Origin of the sequence: Streptomyces sp. YIM 98790 (assembly GCF_011421595.1) — a bacterium.
Classification (GTDB): Bacteria; Actinomycetota; Actinomycetes; order Streptomycetales; family Streptomycetaceae; genus Streptomyces.
The window spans coordinates 15,260-34,271 of sequence record NZ_WTLH01000047.1; the positions used below are offsets into that span (position 1 = coordinate 15,260).

Genomic DNA, 19,012 nt, shown 5'->3' on the forward strand with positions numbered 1-19,012 from the left:
ATCGGGAGCGGCAGTGGCCCTCGCGCTCCTGGCCCCGGGGCCGGCCGTCGCGGCCGGCGGCTCGCCGGACGCCGGGGCACGGCCGGCCCAGGCGACGCAGGCGGCCCGGACGGCGCAGACGGCGCACACGGCCGGGGCCGCCCGGGAGACCGGAGGGCAGCACTCCCCGGCCGGGCAGCAGCAGGGCCCGGGGTGGACCCGGGAGGCGGGCCAGGTGGTGTGGTGCCAGGGCGGGCAGGGGGACTCGCGGGTGGTTCTCGACCTTTACCAGAACTCGGTGTTCGGTGCGCACGTCAGCCTGTCCGCCGAGGTGGCCGGTGTCGAGTACGGGGGCGGCGGCCCGGTGGCGGGCCCGCTGTTCGACGACGGGACGATCTCCGCCCCGGTGGCCGTCGAGGAGCTGGGGGAGGGACCCTCCCCGGCACCGCAGGAGGCCGTGATCAGCGGCTCCTATGCCGAGGCCGGCCCGCGGCAGCGGGTGCGTGAGGTCGTGGAGGAGCCCTTCGGCACGGTGGTGTCCAAGGGCTGGCGCACCCCGCTGACGGCGGAGGCGGCCGTCGAGGTGCTGGGCCAGGAGTTCATCCTGGACTGCACCGACGCCTTCGCCTTCGATCTGCGGGTGAGGCGGGGCGGCACGGCCGGCGAGTGAGCGCCCCGGCCACGGCCCGGGGCGTCCGGACGGCGCGGCCCTCGCACCCCTGGTGCGGGCCGCGCCGTCCGTCGCCGGGGCCGGACGAACGGCACGGCTGCCGCCGCCGGCCGGTGGTCCGCGCAACGGCCACCCGCACGGCCCCGCGTGGCGGGCCGGTTAGCCTGGCGCGGTGGATGTTCCCGCGGAGGACGAGATCCGGGCCCTGCACGAGGAGCACGCGCCCTCGGCAGAGGCGCTGGAGCTGGTGCACGGGCACTGTGTGCAGGTCTGGCGGATCGCCGAGCAGCTCATCGCCCGCGGCGGGCTCGCCGTGGACGCGGAGCTGGTGCGGGCCGGGTGCCTGCTGCACGACATCGGTGTCTACCGGCTGTACGACCGGGACGGCCGGCTCGATCACCGCAACTATGTGCGGCACGGCATCCTCGGCCACGAGCTGCTGGCCGCCGCCGGGTATCCGGAGGAGCTGTGCCGGTTCTGCTCCTGCCACACCGGGACCGGGCTCACCCGCGCGGACATCATCGAACAGCACCTGCCGCTGCCCCCCGTGGACCACGTGGCGAAGACCGCCGAGGAACGCCTGGTGATGTACGCCGACAAGTTCCACACCAAGTCCGCGCCGCACCGGCTGCTGACCTTCGCCGAATACGCCGCCTTCATCGGCGGGTTCGGCGCGCACAAGGTGGCCGCCTTCGCCGCCCTGCGCGACGAGTTCGGCCTCCCCGGCCCGTCGTCCGCCCTGTAGCGCCTCCCCGGCGGGCCGGAACCGCCGCGGACCGCCCCGGACCGCCCCGGACCCTCGCGCGCCGGCGGAGGGCCGGACCGCGGCCCGTTCCACCGTACGGGCGGTCCCGGTCACCCCGGAGAGGGCCGGTGCGGCGGCGGATACGGCGGCCCCGGAGGTTTTCCGGCGTCCTCTCCCCCGCGGCCGGGCGAGAGCCGCGGACGCCGCCCCCTTGCCGTGACGAGCGGCGGGCAGGGCGGAGGAGCGACGGCTCAGGCCGGGAGGGGGTGCTCGATGGCGGTGACGATCTGCTCGCAGAGTTCGTGGGTGCGCAGGGCGTCCTCGGCGGAGAGCAGCCGGCCGGCCCGGACCGCGCCCAGGAAGACCAGCACGGCCTGCTCGATGCCGCGCTGCCGGGCGACCGGCACCCAGTCGCCGCGCCGCCGGATGCTCGGCTGGCCCTTGTGGTCGATGATCTCGGCCAGGTTGCGCACCTCGCGTTTGGAGTCCTGGCCGGAGACCTCCAGGATCTCCTCGGCCGAGCCGGAGAGCCGGTTCATGGCGCCGATGGCGGTGAAGCCCTCACCGGAGAGCTGGAGCACCACGTGGTGCAGCAGGCCGTCCACGGAGCGGAACCGCACATCGACGCGGTCGACGGCCCCGGGGGCCAGGAACCGCAGGGTGTCCGCCACATGGATGAAGTCGTCGTAGATCATCCGCCGGGGTTCCTCGGGCAGGCCGACCCGGTGCTTCTGCATGATGATCAGATCACGGGCATGCTCGCGGCAGCGGGCGTAGCCCGGGGCCCAGCGGCGGTTGAAGCCGACCATCAGACTGGTCCGCCGCTCCTCGGCCAGCTCCACCAGACGGCGGGATTCGGCGAGATCGAAGGCAAGCGGTTTGTCGACATAGACGGGTACCCCGGCCTGCAGCAGCCGGGCCACCAGCCCCGGGTGCTCGGCGGTGGGGGCGTGCACGAAGGCCGCGTCCGGCCGGGCGGCGAGCAGCGAGTCCAGCGTGGCGTGCCGGTGCTCCGCGGGCACCCGGTAGGTGTCGCCGATGCGTTCCAGGGTGGCCGGAGTACGGGTGTGCAGATGCGGTTCCACACCGGGCTGTGTGGTGAAGACGGGCAGGTACGCCTTCTGGGCGATGTCGCCCAGCCCGATCACGCCGACCTTCACCGGACCCCCTGTGCGTTCGCTCGACTCGGCCGTGCCCCGGCAGCATAGCCGCGCGGCGGTCCGGTAATCGCCTGGCCCGGCGGTCCGTCCGGGGCTGAGGATGGCCGCATGACGACGACATCAGGCGGCTACCCCGGAAACGTCGGCGACGAGCGGACCATGCTGGAGAACTGGCTGGAGTACCAGCGGGAGACGCTGGCCAGGATCTGTGCGGGCCTGGACGAGAAGCAGCTCAAGGAGGCGTCGGCCCCGCCCTCCAATCTGACCCTGCTCGGGCTGGTGCGGCACATGGCGGAGGTCGAGCGCAACTGGTTCCGGCGGGTGCTGGGCGAGTCCCCGGTGCCGGGGGTGTACGGCAGCACGGAGCAGCCGGACCGGGCCATCGAGCTGACCGAGGAGGACCGGGCGGAGGAGGGCTTCGCCACCTGGCGGCGTGAGATCGAGGCGGCCCGGGCGGCGGCGGCCGGGCGCGCGCTGGACGACACCTGCCGGCGGCCCCGGGACGGCGAGGAGTTCAGCCTGCGCTGGATCTATGTGCACATGATCGAGGAATACGCCCGGCACAACGGGCACGCCGATCTGATCCGGGAGCGGATCGACGGGGTCACCGGCCGCTGAGCCGGATGCCGCGGGGCCGGGCCGGGCCGGAGCGCCCGCCCCGCGGGACCGGATCAGCCGGCCAGATCCGGGATGCACCAGTCGATCGGGCTGTGGCCCTGGGCGGCGACCGCCGCGTTGATCCGGGAGAAGGGGCGGGAGCCGAGGAACTTCTTGGCGGACAGCGGCGAGGGGTGGGCGCCGTCCACCACGGCGTGCCGGGCGGCGTCGATCAGCGGGAGCTTCTTCTTGGCGTGCGAGCCCCAGAGCACGAACACGGCCGGGTCGGTGCGGGCGGAGACGGCGTGGATCACCGCGTCGGTGAACCGCTCCCAGCCCATGCCCTTGTGTGAGTTGGCCTGCCCCGAGCGCACCGTGAGCACCGTGTTGAGCAGCAGCACGCCCTGTTCGGCCCAGGGCATCAGATAGCCGTTGTCCGGGACGGGGCAGCCGAGGTCGGCGTGCAGTTCCCGGTAGATGTTGCGCAGCGAGGGCGGGATGCGCACCCCGGGACGGACCGAGAAGCACAGTCCGTGGCCCTGGCCCTCGCCGTGGTACGGATCCTGGCCCAGGATGACCACCTTGACCTCGTCGTACGGGGTGGCCTCCAGGGCGGCGAAGACCTCCTCCCGGGGCGGGTAGACCGGTCCGCGCGCCCGCTCCGTCTCGACGAAATCGCTGAGCTCCTTGAAGTAGGGCTTGGCCAGCTCCTCGCCGAGCACGCTCTGCCACGACCCGGGCAGCTCTCCGATCACGACGTCAACCTCCGTTGCCGGTCAAGTGGTTATGGCGGAGAACGTACCGCGCACCACTGACAGCCGCGGAACCGGCCGGGCAGGGGCCCGCGCCGGTTCCGCGCCGCGGTCAGCCGAGGCCGGCGCTCAGCAGGTGGCCGCCGTCCAGCACCAGGGTCTGGCCGGTGATCCATCCGGCCTCCTCGGAGGTGAGGAACGCGGCGGCGCCGCCGACGTCCTCCGGGGTTCCCAGCCTGCCCAGCGGGTAACGGCGGACCACGCTCTCCTCCCGGCCCTCGTAGAGTGCGGCGGCGAACCTCGTCTTGACCACCGCCGGGGCGATGGCGTTGACCCGCACCCGGGGCGCCAGCTCGTGGGCGAGCTGCTGGGTGAGGTTGATCATCGCGGCCTTGCTCATGCCGTAGGCGCCGATGTGCGGTGAGGCGCCCAGCCCGGAGACGGAGGCGATGTTGACCACCGCGCCGCCGTTGTCCTTCTGCCAGGCGGCCCAGACGCGCTGCACGAAGGCGAGCGCGGCGACCACGTTGGTCTCGTAGATCTTCCGCACCACGGCCAGGTCCAGCTCGGCGAGCGGGCCGTAGACGGGATTGGTGCCGGCGTTGTTGACCAGGTAGTCGATGCGGCCGTAGCGGGCCATGACCGCGTCCACCGCGGCCGCCTGGTGGTCCTCGTCGTGGGCGCGGCCGGCCACGGCCATGGCCCGGTCGGCGCCGAGCTTGTCCACGGCCTCACGCAGCAACTCCTCGTTGCGGCCGGTGATGCAGACCCGGTCGCCGCGGGCGATCAGGGCCTCGGCGATGCCGTAGCCGATGCCGCGGCTGCCGCCGGTGACCAGGGCGACCCGGCCGGTGTCCGGGCTCTGGTCGGGGCTCTGGTCGGGGCCGTGGTCCGGGCCGTGGTCCGTGCTCTGGTGCGTGCTGTCCGTCATGGGTGTCCTCGCTGTGGTGGGGTCCGGCGCCGGTCAGTCGAGCGGCCCGCCGGCCACGTACAGCACCTGGCCGGAGACGAATCCGGCCTCGTCGGAGGTGAAGAAGGCGATGGCGCCGGCCACGTCCTCGGGCGCGCCGACCCGCTGCACCGGGATGGCGGCCGCCGCGGCCTTCTTGAAGTCCTCGAAGCCCATGCCCACCCGCTGCGCGGTCTGCGCGGTCATCTCGGTGGCGATGAAGCCGGGGGCGACCGAGTTGGCGGTGATGCCGAACTTGCCCAGCTCCTTGGCCAGGGTCTTGGTGAAGCCCTGCAGCCCGGCCTTGGCGGCGGCGTAGTTGGCCTGGCCGCGGTTGCCCAGCGCGGAACTGGAGGAGAGGTTGACGATGCGGCCGAAGCCGGCGTCCACCATGTGCGACTGGCAGGCCCGGGTCATCAGGAAGGCGCCGCGCAGGTGCACGCTCATCACGGTGTCCCAGTCGGCGTCACTCATCTTGAACAGCAGGTTGTCGCGGAGCACCCCGGCGTTGTTCACCAGCACGGTGGGCGGGCCGAGTTCGGCGGCGACCCGGGCCACGGCGGCGGTGACCTGCTCGCCGTCGGAGACGTCGCAGGAGACGGCGAGTGCCCGGCCGCCGGCCGCGGTGATCCGCTCCACGGTGTCCCGGCAGTTCTTCTCGTCGAGATCGAGGACCGCGACGGCGCGGCCCTCGGCGGCCAGCCGCACGGCGGTGGCGGCGCCGATGCCGCGGGCGGCGCCCGTGACGATCGCGGTGCGCTGCTCGGTGGTGGACATGTGGTCCTCCTTGACCCCTTGTGGTGTGGCGGTGGTGCGGCGTGCGGCGGCGCGGCGGGCGCCGCCCGACCGCTGAGCAACCGCTTAGTAGTGAGCAGTCGTGACGCTAGAAGCACGGTGGTGGCGCTGTCAACGGTGGGCTCGGCCTCAGCGGGGCGGGCCGGGCCGGCCGGGCGCGCGGGTCAGCGGACCAGCAGCCGCAGCAGGCGGTCCGCCTCGGCCTCCGGATCGGCGGTCAGCCCGGTGTGCACCGGCCCCGGCTGCACCACGGTGCTGCGCGGCGCGGTGAGCCAGCGGAAACGCCGGCCCGGGTCGTCGCGGGCCGCGCCGCCCGCGACGGCGCCGCCCCGGCAGACGCACTCGGCGGCGTGCAGGGCGGCCCGCACCGCGGCCGGATCGGCCTCCGGGTCAAGCGCCCGCAGCCGGTTCTCGTCCAGGTGGATACGGGCACCCAGATAACCGCGGCTCCGGCAGTAGACCAGCACCCCCGCGTTGATCTGCTCGCCGCGCTCCACCCGGGGCACCACCCGGAGCAGGGCGTACTCGAAGACCTCCCGCACCGGCCCGGTGCCGCCGGCGGCCGCGCTCACCGGTCACCGCCCCGCACCGGGAGCACCCCGGTGAGCCACTCCGGCGCCCGGGACGGCCGGGGCGTGGTGGGCGCACCGCGCACGATCCGCCGGTGCAGCCCGTCCGCCCGCTCGGTCAGGACGGCGCGGTAGGCGTCCCGCACCCGGTCCGGCCCGTCGAAGCCGGGCTCGTCCGCCAGCCACTCGTCCGGCACGTCGGCCAGGGCGCGGTCCACCAGGTCCGGGGTGACCAGCGGCGACAGCTCCCCGGCGGCGGCCTCCAGGTCCGGGCCGAACGGAGCCAGCGCGTGGTCCGAGGCGTCGAAGGGCCGCCCGGCGGCGGCCGCGGCCGAGGGCCAGTTGTGGTGCCAGATCAGGGCGGCACCGTGGTCGATCAGCCACAGATTGCCGTGCCACACCAGCAGATTGGGGTTGCGCCAGGAGCGGTCCACGTTGTTGACCAGGGCATCGAACCAGACCACCCGGCCGGCCTCGGCGGCACCGACCTCGAAGGCGAGCGGGTCGAAGCCGATGGAGCCGGGCAGGTAGTCCATGCCCAGGTTGAGGCCGGTGCTGGCCAGCAGCAGCTGCTGCACCTCGGGGTCGGGCTCGCCGCGGCCGATGGCCTCGTCCAGCCGGATCCGGACCAGCTCCGGGACCCGCAGCCCGAGCAGCCGGGCCAGACCGCCGCAGATCACTTCGGCCACCAGCGCCTTGCGGCCCTGCCCGGCGCCGGTGAACTTCACCACATAGGTGCCGAGGTCCGCCGCCTCGGCCAGCGCGGGCAGCGAGCCGCCCTCGCGCAACGGCGTCACATAGCGGGTGACGCGGGTCTCCTGGAGCATCCGCCCAGGCTAGCGGCCGGCCGGGGCGGGCACCGCCGGGACGGATGCCGGTCCCGGGTCCGCTGCGTTCCCGGCGCACCGCCGGGGTCCGGGCGGCACCCGGGAAGGGTGCGCACCGTGGGCGCAGGACGGCGCACATGCTGCCACACAAGCGGCGGTCTGCTCCCAGTTCTTATCGGATCTTTCGCATCACGCTCCCGGGGACGGGCCGGCACGGTGTGATACTGGGCGACACCTTGATCAGGAGGGTGAACATGACCGGACCACTGACGTCCCGCCGCACCGCGCTGGCCGCCGGGGCGGCGGCCGGGCTCGCGGTGACGCTCGCCGCCTGCGGCTCGGACGACGGCAACGGCGACGCGCCCACCGGGCAGGACCCCGGTACCGGCGGCGGCACGGAGACCGGCACCGAGGAGCCCGGCACGGACGGCGGGGCGGACGGCGGTGAGCAGACGGGCGGCGAGGCACTGGCCCGGACGTCGGACGTGCCGGTCGGCGGCGGGCTGATCCTGGAGCAGGAGAAGGTGGTGATCACCCAGCCCGAGGAGGGCACCTTCAAGGCGTTCAGCGCGGTCTGCACCCACCAGGGCTGCACGGTCGGTTCGGTGAGCGACGGGCACATCATCTGCCCCTGCCACGACAGCATGTTCGCCGTCGCCGACGGCGTGCCGACCCCGAACAGCCCGGCCAGGGCCCCGCTGCCGGAGGAGGACATCAGCATCGAGGGCGAGGAGATCCGCCTGGCCTGAGCGCCGGCCCCCGGCCCCCGGAGCGTGGCCGCCCTCCGTCCCCCCCGGGAGGGCGGCCACTTCCGTGCCCGCCGGGGCCGCATCAGGCGGAACGGCGGGCGGCGGGCGGCCGGACCGCCGCGGCCACCGCCGCCGCCACCCGCGGGATCTCCTCCTCGGCCAGCGGGGAGACGGTCAGCCGGATACCGGGCGGCGAGGCGACCCGGAACCGCGCGCCGGGGGCGACCGCCCAGCCGTGGCCCAGCAGCCGGGTCACCGCACTCGTCTCGTCCGCCACCGGGATCCAGACGTTCATCCCGCTGCGCCCGTGGGCGGTCACGCCCAGGGCCGCCAGCCCGCCGAGCAGGGCGGTGCGCCGGGCGGTGTAGGAACGGGCCGCCCGTGCGGCGCCGGGCGGCCAGGACCGCCACAGCGCGGCGACGGTGCGCTGGAGCAGATGGCTGACCCAGCCGGGCCCGAGCCGCTGGCGGCCCCGCACCCGGTCCACGGTGACCGGATCGCCGGTGAGCACGGCGACCCGCAGGTCCGGCCCGAGTCCCTTGGCCGCGGAACGCACGGCGGCCCAGTGCCCGGTGGCGCCGGCCAGGGTGTGCAGCGGCGTGTCCACGATGCCGTGGCCGTGGTCGTCCTCGATGAGCAGGGTGCCGGGGTGCCCGGCGAGCACGGTGCGCAGTCCGCGTGCGCGGCCGGCGGTGAGCGCGGCGCCGGTGGGGTTCTGCGCGCGGGCGGTGACCACCAGGGCGCGGGCGCCGTCCCGCAGCGCGCCGGCCACCGCGTGCGGCAGCGGGCCGTCGTCGTCCAGCTCCACCGGGCGGGGGCGCAGGCCCAGGGCGGGCACCAGATCCAGCAGGCTGCCCCAGCCCGGATCCTCCACGGCGACCGCGTCCCCCGGCCGCAGATGGGCGGCGAGCACCCGCTCGATGGCGTCCAGCGATCCGGAGGCGACGGCCACCGGGCCGGGCGGCAGGCCGTCCGCGGTGAAGGACTCCCGGGCCAGCGCGGCCAGTTCCGCGTCGGTCTCGGGCTCGCCGTAGAGCAGCGGCCGGCGGTCGTAGCCGGCGGCCGTGGCGGCCAGCGCCTCCCCCAGCCGGGGCAGCAGAGCGGGATCGGGATTGCCCTGGGAGAGATCGCGCACGCCCGCCGGCACCTCCGGCCGGATGGCCTCCCGGGCGGCGCTGGCCGGGCGGTCGCGCACCCGGCTGCCGCGCCGCCCCGCGGTCTCGATCACCCCGCGGTCCCGCAGCAGGCGGTAGGCGGCGGCCACGGTGTTGGGGTTGACGGCCAGCTCGCCGGCCAGCGCCCGCAGCGGCGGCAGGCTCTGCCCCGGCGCGATGTGCCCCTCGCCCACCGCCCGTTCCACGCTGGCGGCGATATCCACGGCACGGCGGCCGGTGATGCGGTACTCTCCCGGCATGAATCCTCCTAGTGCAATATCCATTATGCACTAGTGCAATCACGGGCACAGCATCAGGCGCCCGGCACGGCGCGACCCTGAGGGAGAGAAAGCACGCATGGCCGCCACCACCGCCACCACCGCCGGCGACGAGCCCGCCTACCCCCCGACCGACCGCACGGTGCCCACCCGCCTGCGGGAGCGGGCACGCTACGACCGCGAACTGGTGCACGCCGTGCTCGACGAGGGCTATCTGTGCCACCTCGGCTATCTGCACGACGGCGCCCCCGTGGTGCTGCCCACGCTCTACGCCCGCCGCGGCGAGCGGCTCTACCTGCACGGCTCCACCGGCTCCCGGCCGGTGCGCGCCGCGGCGGCGCCGGACCGGCGGCGGGACGGCGCGCCGCAGGACGAGGAGGACGGCCTGCCGGTCTGCGTCACGGTCACCCATGTGGACGGCCTGGTGCTGGCCAAGTCGGCGTTCCACCACTCGGTGAACTACCGCTCGGTCATGGTGCACGGCGTGGCCCGCCCGGTGACCGACCCCGAGGAGCACCTGCTGGCCCTGTCCGCGCTGGTGGACCACGTGGTGCCGGGCCGGGCGGCGGACTGCCGGCCGCCCGCGCCCAAGGAGGCGGCCGCCACCGCGGTCCTCGCCCTCGACCTGCGGGAGGTCTCGGCCAAGGTGCGCGGCGGCGGCCCCGGCGAGGAGCCCGAGGACGTCTCACTCCCGCACTGGAGCGGGGTCCTCCCGGTCTCCGTGGTGCACGGCCCCTTCGTCCCGGCCGACGGCCCGCAGCCGGACGGCCCTGCCCCGGACTACCTCACGGCTTACGCCCGCCCCTGACCGGGCCTCGGCCAGGGCGAGCGCGGTGACCGCGGCCAGCAGCACGGCGGTGCCCGCCAGGGTGGGGGCGGTCAGCCGCTCGCCCAGCAGCAGTACCGCGATGACGGCCGCGGTCACCGGCTCGATCAGGGCGATCACCGACGCGGTGGCGGCCCGGACGGCGGCCAGCCCGGCGAAGTACAGGGCGTAGCCCAGGGCGGTGGGCACCGCGGCCAGATAGACCAGCAGGACCAGGGTCCGGCCCAGTCCGGCGGTGCCCGGGAGCAGGCCCTCCAGCAGGGCGAGCGGCAGCAGCAGGACCGCGCACACCGCGAAGGACGACACCGTGGTCCGGTACGGGTCGACGCTCCGGCCGGCCCTGCCCAGGCGGCGGGTGTAGAGGGTCACCGCGGAGTAGCCCACGGCCGAGAGCAGCGCCCAGGCCACGCCGGCGGGGCGGACGGTGCTGTCCTGCCCGGCACCGCCGAGCACCAGGACCAGCAGGCCGGCCAGGGCGCCGGCCACGGCCAGGGCGCCGCCGCGGCCGAGCCGCTCGCCCATCCACAGCCGGGCGCCCAGGGCGATCAGCACCGGGCCGGCGCCCAGGGTGACCACGGTGGCCACGGCGAGGCCGGTGTGCCGGACACCGGCGAAGTAGGCGGTCTGGAAGACGGTCAGGCCGGCGCCCATGACGGCGATGCGCAGCACCCGCCGGCCCAGGGGCTCGGCGGTGTGCCGCCGGGCGGCGGGGGCGGGGGCTGCGGCGGGGCGGCGGCGCAGCGGCCGGAGGGCGAGCAGCAGGGCCAGCCCGCCCGCGGTGCGCCAGAAGGTGAGGGCGACCGGCCCCAGCCCGCTGCTGTCGAACAGCAGCGCGGCGGCGGCACCGGCGGTGCCCCAGGCGGTCGCGGCGATGATGACGAAGGCCAGCCCCCGGACGACGGGCATGGCCGCGGGCATGGCGGAGGAAGCCGGTTGGTGCCGGTGATGCATGAGGAATTCTCCCGCGAGAAGGAAACGCACTTCGGTCGGTCGCGCTGTCCGGTACCGGGCGACGGCGAAGCGCGCGGCGGCCGGAGGCGGCCTGCCGCGGGAATGGCGCGCTGCCGCCCGGGTTACGCGGGCGGCGGCGGGAGAACGCTCAGAAGCATGCGCGCACCTTACGCGGGAGCGCGTGTTCCGGACAACTTCGCGGGGCTCCGGACGCCCTCCGGAGGCGCGGGCCGCTCAGGCGGTGGGCAGCCAGTCGACCCGGCCGGCCAGCAGGGCGTAGCCGACGAAGGCCACGATGTCGATCAGGGCGTGCGCGGCCACCAGCGGCATGACCCGCCCCCAGCGCCGGTAGAGCCAGACGAAGATCACGCCCATCGCGGCGTTGCCCAGGAAGCCGCCGATGCCCTGGTAGAGGTGGTAGCTGCCGCGCAGCAGGGCGCTGGCCAGCAGGGCGGCGGCCGGGGTCCAGCCGGTCTGCCCGAGCCGGCGCAGCAGATAGCCGAGCACGATGACCTCCTCCAGCACGGCGTTCTGCAGCGCGGAGAGGACCAGCACCGGGATCTTCCACCAGACGTCCGGCAGGTTCTCGGGCACCACGGTGAGGTTGCCGCCCACGGCCCGGGCGCCCAGGTAGAGCAGCAGGCCGGTGCCGCCGATGACCGCGGCGACCAGGGCCCCGCGGGCCAGGTCGGAGCCGGGCCGGCGCAGGTCGAAACCGAGGGCCGGCAGGCCGGGGCCGCGGCCGTCGGGCCGTTCGCGCAGCAGCAGGTGGGCGACCAGTACCACGGGCACCAGCGCGGTGGCGATGCCGAACAGCTGCCAGGCGAGGTCGAGCCAGGGGCGGTCCGGGGCGCGTGAGGAGTTCAGGGTGGCCGCGTAGTCGCTCAGGCCGCCGGGGCGGGTGAGCACTCCGGTGAAGCGGATCAGCGAGGCGACGGCGCTGGCGCCCAGCGAGAGGGCCAGCACGATCAGCAGTTCGTTGCGCAGCACCCGGGCCGGGGGCGCACCGGCCGGGCCGAGCACGCCGGGGGGCTCGCTGTCCTTGGATCGGGTCCGCACCCTTCACGTCCTCCTGTCGGGTCTCCGCTCCGGCCCGGTCCGGGCCCGCACCGCCCACCGGCCGGCGCGCGGGGCCCGGAGCGGCGGGGGTGCCGCTCCGGCTCCGGCTCAGCCGTCCAGCGGCCAGCGGTGCACCGGCTCGTCGGCCGCGGCCAGCGCGCAGTAGCGGCGGACCAGCTCGGACAGGGCCGTCCGGCGGTCCGCCCCGCGGGCGACCGCCCGGTGGTAGGTCCGAGTCTGCCAGGCCGCTCCGGTGATCCGGTGCCGGCACCGGCCTTCGACGACGCCCAGGAAGCGGTCCCGGTCGGCGGCGGACACCCCCCAGGCGTCCAGCCCGGCGGCGGCCAGCGGCAGCAGCTCCTCCAGGACGAGTTCGGCCGCGGGCAGTCCGGCGGGGCCGCCGGCCGCTCGGCCGGCGCCGCGCCCGCGGCGGGGCCAGAGCAGCCGGGCCTCGATGCCGTCCCGGCAGGCGCGGTCGAAGTTGGCGGCCGCGGCGGCGAACGGCAGCCGGTGCCAGACCGGCTCGGGCTGGTCGGCGAGGGCGCGCACCAGGCCGTAGTAGAAGGCGGCGTTGGCCACCATGTCGGTGACCGTGGGTCCGGTGGGCAGCACCCGGTTCTCCACCCGCAGGTGGGGCACGCCCCGGGCGATGCCGTAGACGGGCCGGTTCCAGCGGTAGACGGTGCCGTTGTGCAGCACCATCTCGGGCAGTTCCGGGATGCCGCCGGCCGCCAGCACGGCCTCGGGGTCCTCCTCGTGGCAGATCGGCAGCAGGGCCGGGAAGCAGCGGAGGTTCTCCTCGAAGAGCTGGTGCGGGGAATCGATCCAGCGTTCCCCGAACCATGCGCGCGGGCGTACCCCCTGGGCCGCCATCTCGGGCGGGCGGGTATCGGTGACCTGGAGAAACAGCGGCGGCCTGGACTCCTGCCAGAGCTCGTGGCCGAACACGAAGGGGGAGTTGGCGCCCACCGCCGTCTGGGCCGCGGCGGCGGCCTGGGAGGCGTTCCACACATCGGCGAAGCGGTCGGGGGTGACCTGGAGATGGAACTGCACGGCGGTGCAGGCGGCCTCCGGGGCTATCGAGTCGAAGGTGCGGTGCAGGGTCTCGGCGCCGGTGATCCGGAGTTCCACCTGTTCGCCGCGCGCGGCCATGATCTGGTCGTTGAGGAGCCGGTAACGGTCCACCGGGGAGAGATTCGCGAGGCGCAGATCGTCCTCGGTGATGGTGGGCAGTATGCCGACCGGCACCGGACGTGCGTCGAATTCCGCTCCCATTCGGGCGGCATAGCCGAAGGCGAAGCGCAGTTCCTCGGCGAGATCGTCGAGAACCCGGCCGGTCAGGCTCCGCGGGGCCATGTTCAGTTCCAGGGTGAACTTTCCCAGCTCGGTCTGGAAATCCGCGGTGGCCATCTTTGACAGTACACGGTCATTGACCATGCGCGGTGCGCCCCGTTCGTCGGCCAGGCTGACCTCCACCTCCAGCCCGATGAGGTCCCGCGGCCGGTCGAAGCACTTCTCGTCCAGCATCCGCTCCAGTACGGCCTGGCAGCGCGCCAGTTTGGCGCGGAACCGCGGCCGGTCGCCCAGTCCGAACCCGTCGGCGGACACGTCTGCTCCCATGGCAGGACCCTCCCGATCGTCGCCGGAACGCAGTGTCGAGCATGCCCGGACACGCACGGACTGACGCCGCACCGGGACCGGAGGGCGCCTGCGGGACGCCCGAGGGCCCCGGCGGCGGGGGCGGGCACCGGGCGGGAACCGGCACCACGCCGCCGGCACCGGACGCATATTTTCCATGTGCATATTCCTGTGGAATACTGCTGCCACTCCGCGCATCACCAGGGAGCCCGGCATCTACCCGGCACAGAAGGAGGATGCCCGGTAGTGTGGCAGGAGTCACTCGGCCGACGGATCGGGAAGCCCGGGAGAATATCCCGAATTCGGCCGGAAAATGTCTGGTGGAAACAGACCGGCGCAGCTAGCGGAAACGTGCTGCGAACACGTGCTGGATAAAATCCGCTCACGCGTGTCTCCAGAGTGAGAGGCGACCCACCCATGCCCTTGCATCTTCTCCCGGCTCCGGCCCCCGCGGAGCGCAGCATCCACGCGGCACTCCGCTCCCCCGTCCCCATGTCCCCACTTCCGGCGGCGCTGCGCCAGGACCCCGAGTCCCTGCGCCCGGTGCTGCCGCTCCCGGTGTACCGGCTGTCGTCCCCCTCGGCCGCCGGCGCGCTCCCCCGCACCAAGCTGACCGCCTGGCGGTTCCTGCTCGCCCGGGACAACCGGGCCGTGGGGGCGGCCGAGGCCCGGCTGACCGCCGACGGCTGGACCTTCTCGCACTTCAGCGAAGGTCCGTACATCGCCTCGTCGGAAACCGCGCTGCACCAGGCGGAGGAGCTGCCGGCCGATCTCCAGCCGCGGCTGCTCTCGGTTCCCCAGCTCTACATGCTCACCCTCTGGCTGCACGGCGACATCACCTCGCCGGCCGCCAAGGGACGTCCCGATCCGGCAGACGTCCTGATGCCGCTGGCTCCGGCGCCACCGGGCATCGCGCCCGGGCTGCCGATGCGGGCGGACGCGCTGCCGGGTCTGCTCAGCCGCCGGCTCAGTCCGCCGGCCGAGCAGCTCGCCGGCTGAAGCGGCCGCACCCCGCAGCGGCTCCGGGCCCGCTCCCGTGACGGGAGCGGGCCCGGAGGCCCTGCGGCACCGTCCCGGCGGCCGGGTCAGTCCTGGAACTCCTCCGGCGGGGGGCAGGAGCAGACCAGGTTGCGGTCGCCGTAGGCGCCGTCGATGCGGCGGACCGGCGGCCAGTACTTGTCCTCGGGCGCCACACCGGCCGGGAAGACCGCCTCCTGCCTGCTGTAGGCGTGGTCCCAGTCGCCGGCCAGCAGCGCGGCGGTGTGCGGTGCGTTGCGCAGCGGGTTGTCCCCGGCCGGCCACTCCCCCGAGGCGACCCGGTCGATCTCTGTGCGGATCGCGATCATCGCCTCGCAGAAGCGGTCCAGCTCGGCCAGATCCTCGCTCTCGGTGGGCTCGATCATCAGGGTGCCGGCCACCGGGAACGACATGGTGGGCGCGTGGAAACCGTAGTCGATCAGGCGCTTGGCCACGTCCTCCACGGTCACCCCGGTCTCCTTGGTGACCTGGCGGAGATCGATGATGCACTCGTGCGCCACCAGGCCGCCCGGGCCGGTGTAGAGCACCGGGAAGTGCGGCTCCAGACGGCGCGCGATGTAGTTGGCGCCGAGCACTGCGACCTGGGTGGCCCGGCGCAGCCCCTCGGCGCCCATCAGCCGGATGTAGGCCCAGGAGATGGGCAGGATGCCGGCCGAGCCCCAGGGCGCGGCCGACACCGGTCCGACTCCGCTCTCCGGTCCGGCGGCGGGCTGCAGCGGATGATTCGGCAGATACGGCGCGAGATGCTCGCGCACCGCCACCGGCCCGACGCCCGGCCCGCCGCCGCCGTGCGGGATGCAGAAGGTCTTGTGCAGGTTCAGGTGCGACACGTCGGCACCGAACCGGCCCGGACGGGCCAGGCCGACCAGGGCGTTGAGGTTGGCGCCGTCCACATAGACCTGGCCGCCCGCGTCGTGCACGGCGGCGCAGATGTCCCGGATGTGCTCCTCGAACACGCCGTGGGTGGAGGGGTAGGTGACCATCAGCACCGCCAGTTCGCCGCGGTGCCTGTCGATCTTGGCGTGCAGGTCGTCCAGGTCCACGTCGCCGTTGCGGCCGGTGGCCACCACGACCACCTTCATGCCGGCCATCACCGCGCTGGCCGCGTTGGTGCCGTGCGCCGAGGACGGGATCAGGCAGACGGTGCGCTGCGGCTCGCCGTTGGCCCGGTGGTAGGCGCGGACCGCCAGCAGCCCGGCGAACTCCCCCTGGGAGCCGGCGTTGGGCTGGAGCGAGACCCGGTGGTAGCCGGTGATCTCGGCGAGCCGGTCCTCCAGCTCGCGGATCAGGGACAGATACCCCTCGGCCTGGTCGGCCGGGGCGAAGGGATGCAGTCCGCCGAAGCCGGGCCAGGTCACCGGCTCCATCTCGGTGGTGGCGTTGAGCTTCATGGTGCAGGAGCCGAGCGGGATCATGCCGCGGTCCAGCGCGTAGTCCCGGTCGGCCAGCCGGCGCAGGTACCGCAGCATCGCGGTCTCGGAGCGGTGGCGGTGGAAGACCGGGTGCGTCAGGTACTCGTCCCGCCGCAGGAGGGCGGCGGGCAGCGCGTCGGGGGTGGCGGCGTCCAGGGCGGCCAGGCCGGCGGCGTCCGGCACGGCCGGGTCGTCGGCGATGCCGAAGGAGTCCCAGACGGCGGTGAGGTGCTCCTCGCGGGTGGTCTCGTCACAGGCGATGCCGACGTGGTCGGCGTCGGTGACGCGCAGGTTGATGCCGGCCTCGCGGGCGGCGGCCGCGACCGCGGCGGCCCGGCCGGGCACCCGGGCGGTGACGGTGTCGAAGAAGCTGCCGTGCACCACCTCCACGCCTCCCGCGCGCAGTCCGGCGGCGAGCACCGCGGCCTGCCGGTGGGTACGGCGGGCGATGGCGGCCAGCCCGTCCGGCCCGTGGTAGACGGCGTACATGCCCGCCATCACGGCCAGCAGCACCTGGGCGGTGCAGATGTTGCTGGTGGCCTTCTCCCGGCGGATGTGCTGCTCACGGGTCTGCAGGGCCAGCCGGTACGCCTGCCTGCCGTCCGCGTCGTAGGACACCCCGACCAGCCGGCCGGGCAGGCTGCGGGTGTACTTCTCGCGCACCGCCATGAACCCGGCGTGCGGACCGCCGAAGCCGAGCGGCACACCGAACCGCTGGCTGGAGCCCACCGCGATGTCCGCGCCCAGCTCGCCGGGCGGGGTGAGCAGGGTGAGGGCCAGCAGATCGGCGGCCACCGTGACCACCGCGCCCAGCGCGTGCGCCTGCTCGACGGCCGGGCGCAGGTCGCGCACGGCGCCGGAGGCACCGGGGTACTGCAGCAGCACGCCGAAGACGCCGCGTCCGGCGGCGCTCTCCGGGACGCCCCGGGAGAGGTCGGCGGTCTCCACCTCGATGCCCAGCGGTTCGGCCCGGGTGCGCAGCACGGCCAGGGTCTGCGGCAGGCAGTCGGCGTCCGCCAGGTAGACGGTGCCCGGGGCCCGGCCGACCCGCCGGGACAGGGTCATGGCCTCGGCGGCGGCGGTGGCCTCGTCCAGCAGGGAGGCGCCGGCGGTGGGCAGCCCGGTGAGGTCGGCCACCACGGTCTGGAAGTTGAGCAGGGCCTCCAGCCGGCCCTGGGAGATCTCCGGCTGGTAGGGGGTGTAGGCGGTGTACCAGGCCGGGTTCTCCAGGACGTTGCGCAGGATGACCGGCGGGGTGAAGGTGCCGTGGTAGCCGAGCCCGATCATGGGCTGGAGCACCTGGTTGCGGGCGGCCAGGGTGCGCAGCTCGGCCAGCGCCCCGGGCTCGTCCAGGGCGGGCGGCAGCCGGAGCGCCTCGGCGGAGCGGATCGCCTCGGGCACGGCGGCGGCGGTGAGCTCGTCCAGGGAGCCGTATCCGACCTGGGCCAGCATCTTGGCCTGGTCGCCCGCGCCGGGGCCGATGTGGCGGGACGCGAAGGCCACGGGGCCGCCGGCGGGCGGCGCGGTGTCGGGAGCGTGCGGCGGGCGGTGGGCTGTCATCGAGAGGGCCTCCTGGTCGCTGTGACCTGGGCACCGGTCCGGGTGCCGAAGCGGCCTCCCCCTCTGTCATACGACCTGAGAGCTTCACCGGGCGCGCAGTGCGGGGCCCGGCTTTCACCGTCGGTGAGAGCGGCCGGACCGGCCGTCCGCCGACGCCGTCCGCTCTGCTTTCCAGAGTGGCTTCGCCCGTGCGGTACGGGTGCCTGAGAGATTCCGGGGAGGATTTGCTCCTTCGGCGCCTCCGGCCGGCTGCCGGAGGACTCTCCCGCACGAGGTCGTCAGCCGTCTTCGAGACTACCAGCGTCGGATGTTGCGTCCGGCGACGGGAGTGTTCCGGGGAGGTTCCGTCCGGCCGCGGCCCGGTGCGGGCCGCCGTTCGACTGGCCGGGGCGGGCAAAGTGCCGTTTCGTAGGTGCATGGAGCCTCACCGCGGCGGGTCCGTGGTGAGCGGAGGCGATCAGCGGGAGGAGCCATGCAGACCGACATCGATCCGCGCAGCCTCATCGGCCGGAAGGCCCTGGACCGCAACGGGGCCAAGATCGGCACGGTCGACGAGGTCTATCTGGACGACGCCACGGGGGTGCCGGAATGGGCGGCCGTGCGTACCGGCCTGTTCAGCCGCGACGCCTTCGTCCCGCTGGAACCCAGCGAACTGGTCGAGGAGACGCTGCGGGTGCCCTTCGACCGGGACCTGATCCGGCAGGCACCGGACTTCGGGGTGGGCCGCCATCTCTCGCCCGAGCAGGAGCTTCAGCTCTACCACCACTACGGCCTGGACGTGCCCGGCGCCCCGGCGCCCGGGGAGCGGGACCGGGACCGGGACTTCGGGCGGCTGGCCGGCGGGGACCGTCCCCGGCACGGCCCGGCCGGGGACGCCCCGGGCCCGGTCTACTCGCCCGGGCCGGAGGCGGCGGACGCGGCGGAGCGGCCCGGCCCGGAGGGCGGCAGGCCCTCCCGGCCACCGGGGTCCTCCGGGCCACCGGGGCCGGACGACCCGGGGGCCGCGGGCCGGTCCTGAGCGAGCGCGCCGGGGGCCAGCGGCAGGGGCCCGGCGGGACGCAGGGCGGGATCGTGACCGGGGAAGGTGCGCACCCGGCCGGGCGGTGAGTCCGGTCTCTCGAAGCGCACCGTGACCCGGCCCAGGCCGCTGCCCTGCACCCAGCCGGGTCCGTACTCGTCGTGCGTCACGTCCTGCCCCGGGAACCAGCGCCGTGCGGCCCCGGGCCCGGCGTCGGTTCCGGCACCCGTGCCGGTGCCGGGCCCAGGGCCGGGCCCGGGGGCCTGCTCGTCCGGGCCGCCGCCGG

At 74.8% G+C, this 19,012-nt stretch carries 16 protein-coding genes, 2 pseudogenes and 1 riboswitch; of the genes and pseudogenes, 7 read left to right on the forward strand and 11 right to left on the reverse strand.

Going from position 1 to position 19,012, the window contains the following annotated elements:
* Positions 1 to 13 precede the first annotated feature (13 nt).
* Positions 14 to 649, forward strand: coding sequence for a hypothetical protein (locus tag GQS09_RS10965; RefSeq protein ID WP_165985829.1), 636 nt, complete (start codon positions 14 to 16; stop codon positions 647 to 649).
* Positions 650 to 821: 172 nt separating this feature from the next.
* Positions 822 to 1,394 (forward strand): HD domain-containing protein, encoded by a 573-nt coding sequence (locus GQS09_RS10970; protein ID WP_165985830.1) that lies wholly within the window; start codon positions 822 to 824, stop codon positions 1,392 to 1,394.
* A 251-nt stretch (positions 1,395 to 1,645) separates the two neighbouring features.
* Here GQS09_RS10970 and GQS09_RS10975 read toward each other — a convergent pair whose 3' ends face one another.
* A complete protein-coding gene (locus GQS09_RS10975) occupies positions 1,646 to 2,554 on the reverse strand; it encodes a Gfo/Idh/MocA family protein (RefSeq protein ID WP_165985831.1) in 909 nt (302 codons plus the stop codon).
* A 108-nt stretch (positions 2,555 to 2,662) separates the two neighbouring features.
* On the opposite strand from GQS09_RS10975, the gene GQS09_RS10980 reads away from it, so the two are divergent.
* Positions 2,663 to 3,172 carry a DinB family protein gene (locus GQS09_RS10980; RefSeq protein ID WP_165985832.1) on the forward strand — a complete coding sequence of 170 codons (510 nt, stop codon included), beginning with the start codon at positions 2,663 to 2,665 and terminating at the stop codon, positions 3,170 to 3,172.
* A 53-nt stretch (positions 3,173 to 3,225) separates the two neighbouring features.
* On the opposite strand, the gene ung is transcribed toward GQS09_RS10980, so the two are convergent.
* The 5 genes from ung to GQS09_RS11005 all read right to left on the reverse strand — a co-directional run bounded on the left by ung (position 3,226) and on the right by GQS09_RS11005 (position 7,043).
* Positions 3,226 to 3,906, reverse strand: coding sequence for a uracil-DNA glycosylase (gene ung / locus GQS09_RS10985; RefSeq protein WP_165985833.1), 681 nt, complete (start codon positions 3,904 to 3,906; stop codon positions 3,226 to 3,228).
* Positions 3,907 to 4,015: 109 nt separating this feature from the next.
* Complete coding sequence (locus GQS09_RS10990; RefSeq protein WP_165985834.1) at positions 4,016 to 4,834, reverse strand: SDR family oxidoreductase; 819 nt, start codon at positions 4,832 to 4,834, stop codon at positions 4,016 to 4,018.
* Between the two features lie 33 nt (positions 4,835 to 4,867).
* On the reverse strand, positions 4,868 to 5,629 hold the full coding sequence (gene fabG / locus GQS09_RS10995; RefSeq protein ID WP_165985835.1) for a 3-oxoacyl-ACP reductase FabG: 762 nt from the start codon (positions 5,627 to 5,629) through the stop codon (positions 4,868 to 4,870).
* A gap of 182 nt (positions 5,630 to 5,811) precedes the next feature.
* Positions 5,812 to 6,219 (reverse strand): DUF3037 domain-containing protein, encoded by a 408-nt coding sequence (locus GQS09_RS11000; RefSeq protein ID WP_313896082.1) that lies wholly within the window; start codon positions 6,217 to 6,219, stop codon positions 5,812 to 5,814.
* On the reverse strand, positions 6,216 to 7,043 hold the full coding sequence (locus GQS09_RS11005; protein ID WP_165985836.1) for a HipA family kinase: 828 nt from the start codon (positions 7,041 to 7,043) through the stop codon (positions 6,216 to 6,218). Before GQS09_RS11005 ends, GQS09_RS11000 begins: the two co-directional genes overlap by 4 nt.
* 254 nt (positions 7,044 to 7,297) lie before the next feature.
* Between GQS09_RS11005 and GQS09_RS11010 the strand changes: the two genes are divergently transcribed.
* Positions 7,298 to 7,792 carry a Rieske (2Fe-2S) protein gene (locus tag GQS09_RS11010; RefSeq protein ID WP_165985837.1) on the forward strand — a complete coding sequence of 165 codons (495 nt, stop codon included), beginning with the start codon at positions 7,298 to 7,300 and terminating at the stop codon, positions 7,790 to 7,792.
* Between the two features lie 82 nt (positions 7,793 to 7,874).
* On the opposite strand, the gene GQS09_RS11015 is transcribed toward GQS09_RS11010, so the two are convergent.
* Positions 7,875 to 9,206 (reverse strand): aminotransferase class I/II-fold pyridoxal phosphate-dependent enzyme, encoded by a 1,332-nt coding sequence (locus tag GQS09_RS11015; protein WP_165985838.1) that lies wholly within the window; start codon positions 9,204 to 9,206, stop codon positions 7,875 to 7,877.
* Positions 9,207 to 9,303: 97 nt separating this feature from the next.
* Between GQS09_RS11015 and GQS09_RS29330 the strand changes: the two genes are divergently transcribed.
* Positions 9,304 to 10,032 carry a pyridoxamine 5'-phosphate oxidase family protein gene (locus GQS09_RS29330; protein WP_243761297.1) on the forward strand — a complete coding sequence of 243 codons (729 nt, stop codon included), beginning with the start codon at positions 9,304 to 9,306 and terminating at the stop codon, positions 10,030 to 10,032.
* On the opposite strand, the pseudogene GQS09_RS11020 reads toward GQS09_RS29330, so the two are convergent.
* The 3 genes and pseudogenes from GQS09_RS11020 to GQS09_RS11030 form a co-directional block, all read right to left on the reverse strand.
* A pseudogene (locus tag GQS09_RS11020) lies at positions 10,024 to 10,956 on the reverse strand (DMT family transporter); the annotation flags it as partial. The gene GQS09_RS29330 and the pseudogene GQS09_RS11020 sit on opposite strands and share 9 nt — an antisense overlap.
* 279 nt (positions 10,957 to 11,235) lie before the next feature.
* Entirely contained in the window at positions 11,236 to 12,024 is a 789-nt protein-coding gene (locus GQS09_RS11025; protein WP_313896084.1) for a CPBP family intramembrane glutamic endopeptidase, read from the reverse strand.
* Positions 12,025 to 12,168: 144 nt separating this feature from the next.
* Entirely contained in the window at positions 12,169 to 13,680 is a 1,512-nt protein-coding gene (locus GQS09_RS11030; RefSeq protein WP_165985841.1) for a glutamate--cysteine ligase, read from the reverse strand.
* Between the two features lie 435 nt (positions 13,681 to 14,115).
* Here GQS09_RS11030 and GQS09_RS11035 point away from each other — a divergent pair, with 435 nt between their 5' ends.
* Entirely contained in the window at positions 14,116 to 14,697 is a 582-nt protein-coding gene (locus GQS09_RS11035) for a hypothetical protein (RefSeq protein WP_165985842.1), read from the forward strand.
* Positions 14,698 to 14,783: 86 nt separating this feature from the next.
* On the opposite strand, the gene gcvP is transcribed toward GQS09_RS11035, so the two are convergent.
* Complete coding sequence (gene gcvP, locus GQS09_RS11040) at positions 14,784 to 17,708, reverse strand: aminomethyl-transferring glycine dehydrogenase (RefSeq protein WP_165985843.1); 2,925 nt, start codon at positions 17,706 to 17,708, stop codon at positions 14,784 to 14,786.
* A 181-nt stretch (positions 17,709 to 17,889) separates the two neighbouring features.
* Positions 17,890 to 17,986: riboswitch (glycine riboswitch) on the reverse strand.
* Between the two features lie 194 nt (positions 17,987 to 18,180).
* Here gcvP and GQS09_RS11045 point away from each other — a divergent pair.
* Positions 18,181 to 18,549, forward strand: a pseudogene (locus GQS09_RS11045) (PRC-barrel domain-containing protein); the annotation flags it as partial.
* Positions 18,550 to 19,012: the final 463 nt, after the last annotated feature.

What these genes read in the sequence shown, in the direction of transcription:
- GQS09_RS10980 (WP_165985832.1), top strand. Translation starts at nt 2,663, where the DNA reads ATGACGACGACATCAGGCGGCTACCCCGGAAACGTCGGCGACGAGCGG.
- GQS09_RS10990 (WP_165985834.1), bottom strand. Translation starts at nt 4,834, where the DNA reads ATGACGGACAGCACGCACCAGAGCACGGACCACGGCCCGGACCACGGC.
- fabG (WP_165985835.1), bottom strand. Translation starts at nt 5,629, where the DNA reads ATGTCCACCACCGAGCAGCGCACCGCGATCGTCACGGGCGCCGCCCGC.
- GQS09_RS11005 (WP_165985836.1), bottom strand. Translation starts at nt 7,043, where the DNA reads ATGCTCCAGGAGACCCGCGTCACCCGCTATGTGACGCCGTTGCGCGAG.
- GQS09_RS11010 (WP_165985837.1), top strand. Translation starts at nt 7,298, where the DNA reads ATGACCGGACCACTGACGTCCCGCCGCACCGCGCTGGCCGCCGGGGCG.
- GQS09_RS11015 (WP_165985838.1), bottom strand. Translation starts at nt 9,206, where the DNA reads ATGCCGGGAGAGTACCGCATCACCGGCCGCCGTGCCGTGGATATCGCC.
- GQS09_RS29330 (WP_243761297.1), top strand. Translation starts at nt 9,304, where the DNA reads ATGGCCGCCACCACCGCCACCACCGCCGGCGACGAGCCCGCCTACCCC.
- GQS09_RS11030 (WP_165985841.1), bottom strand. Translation starts at nt 13,680, where the DNA reads ATGGGAGCAGACGTGTCCGCCGACGGGTTCGGACTGGGCGACCGGCCG.
- GQS09_RS11035 (WP_165985842.1), top strand. Translation starts at nt 14,116, where the DNA reads ATGCCCTTGCATCTTCTCCCGGCTCCGGCCCCCGCGGAGCGCAGCATC.
- gcvP (WP_165985843.1), bottom strand. Translation starts at nt 17,708, where the DNA reads ATGACAGCCCACCGCCCGCCGCACGCTCCCGACACCGCGCCGCCCGCC.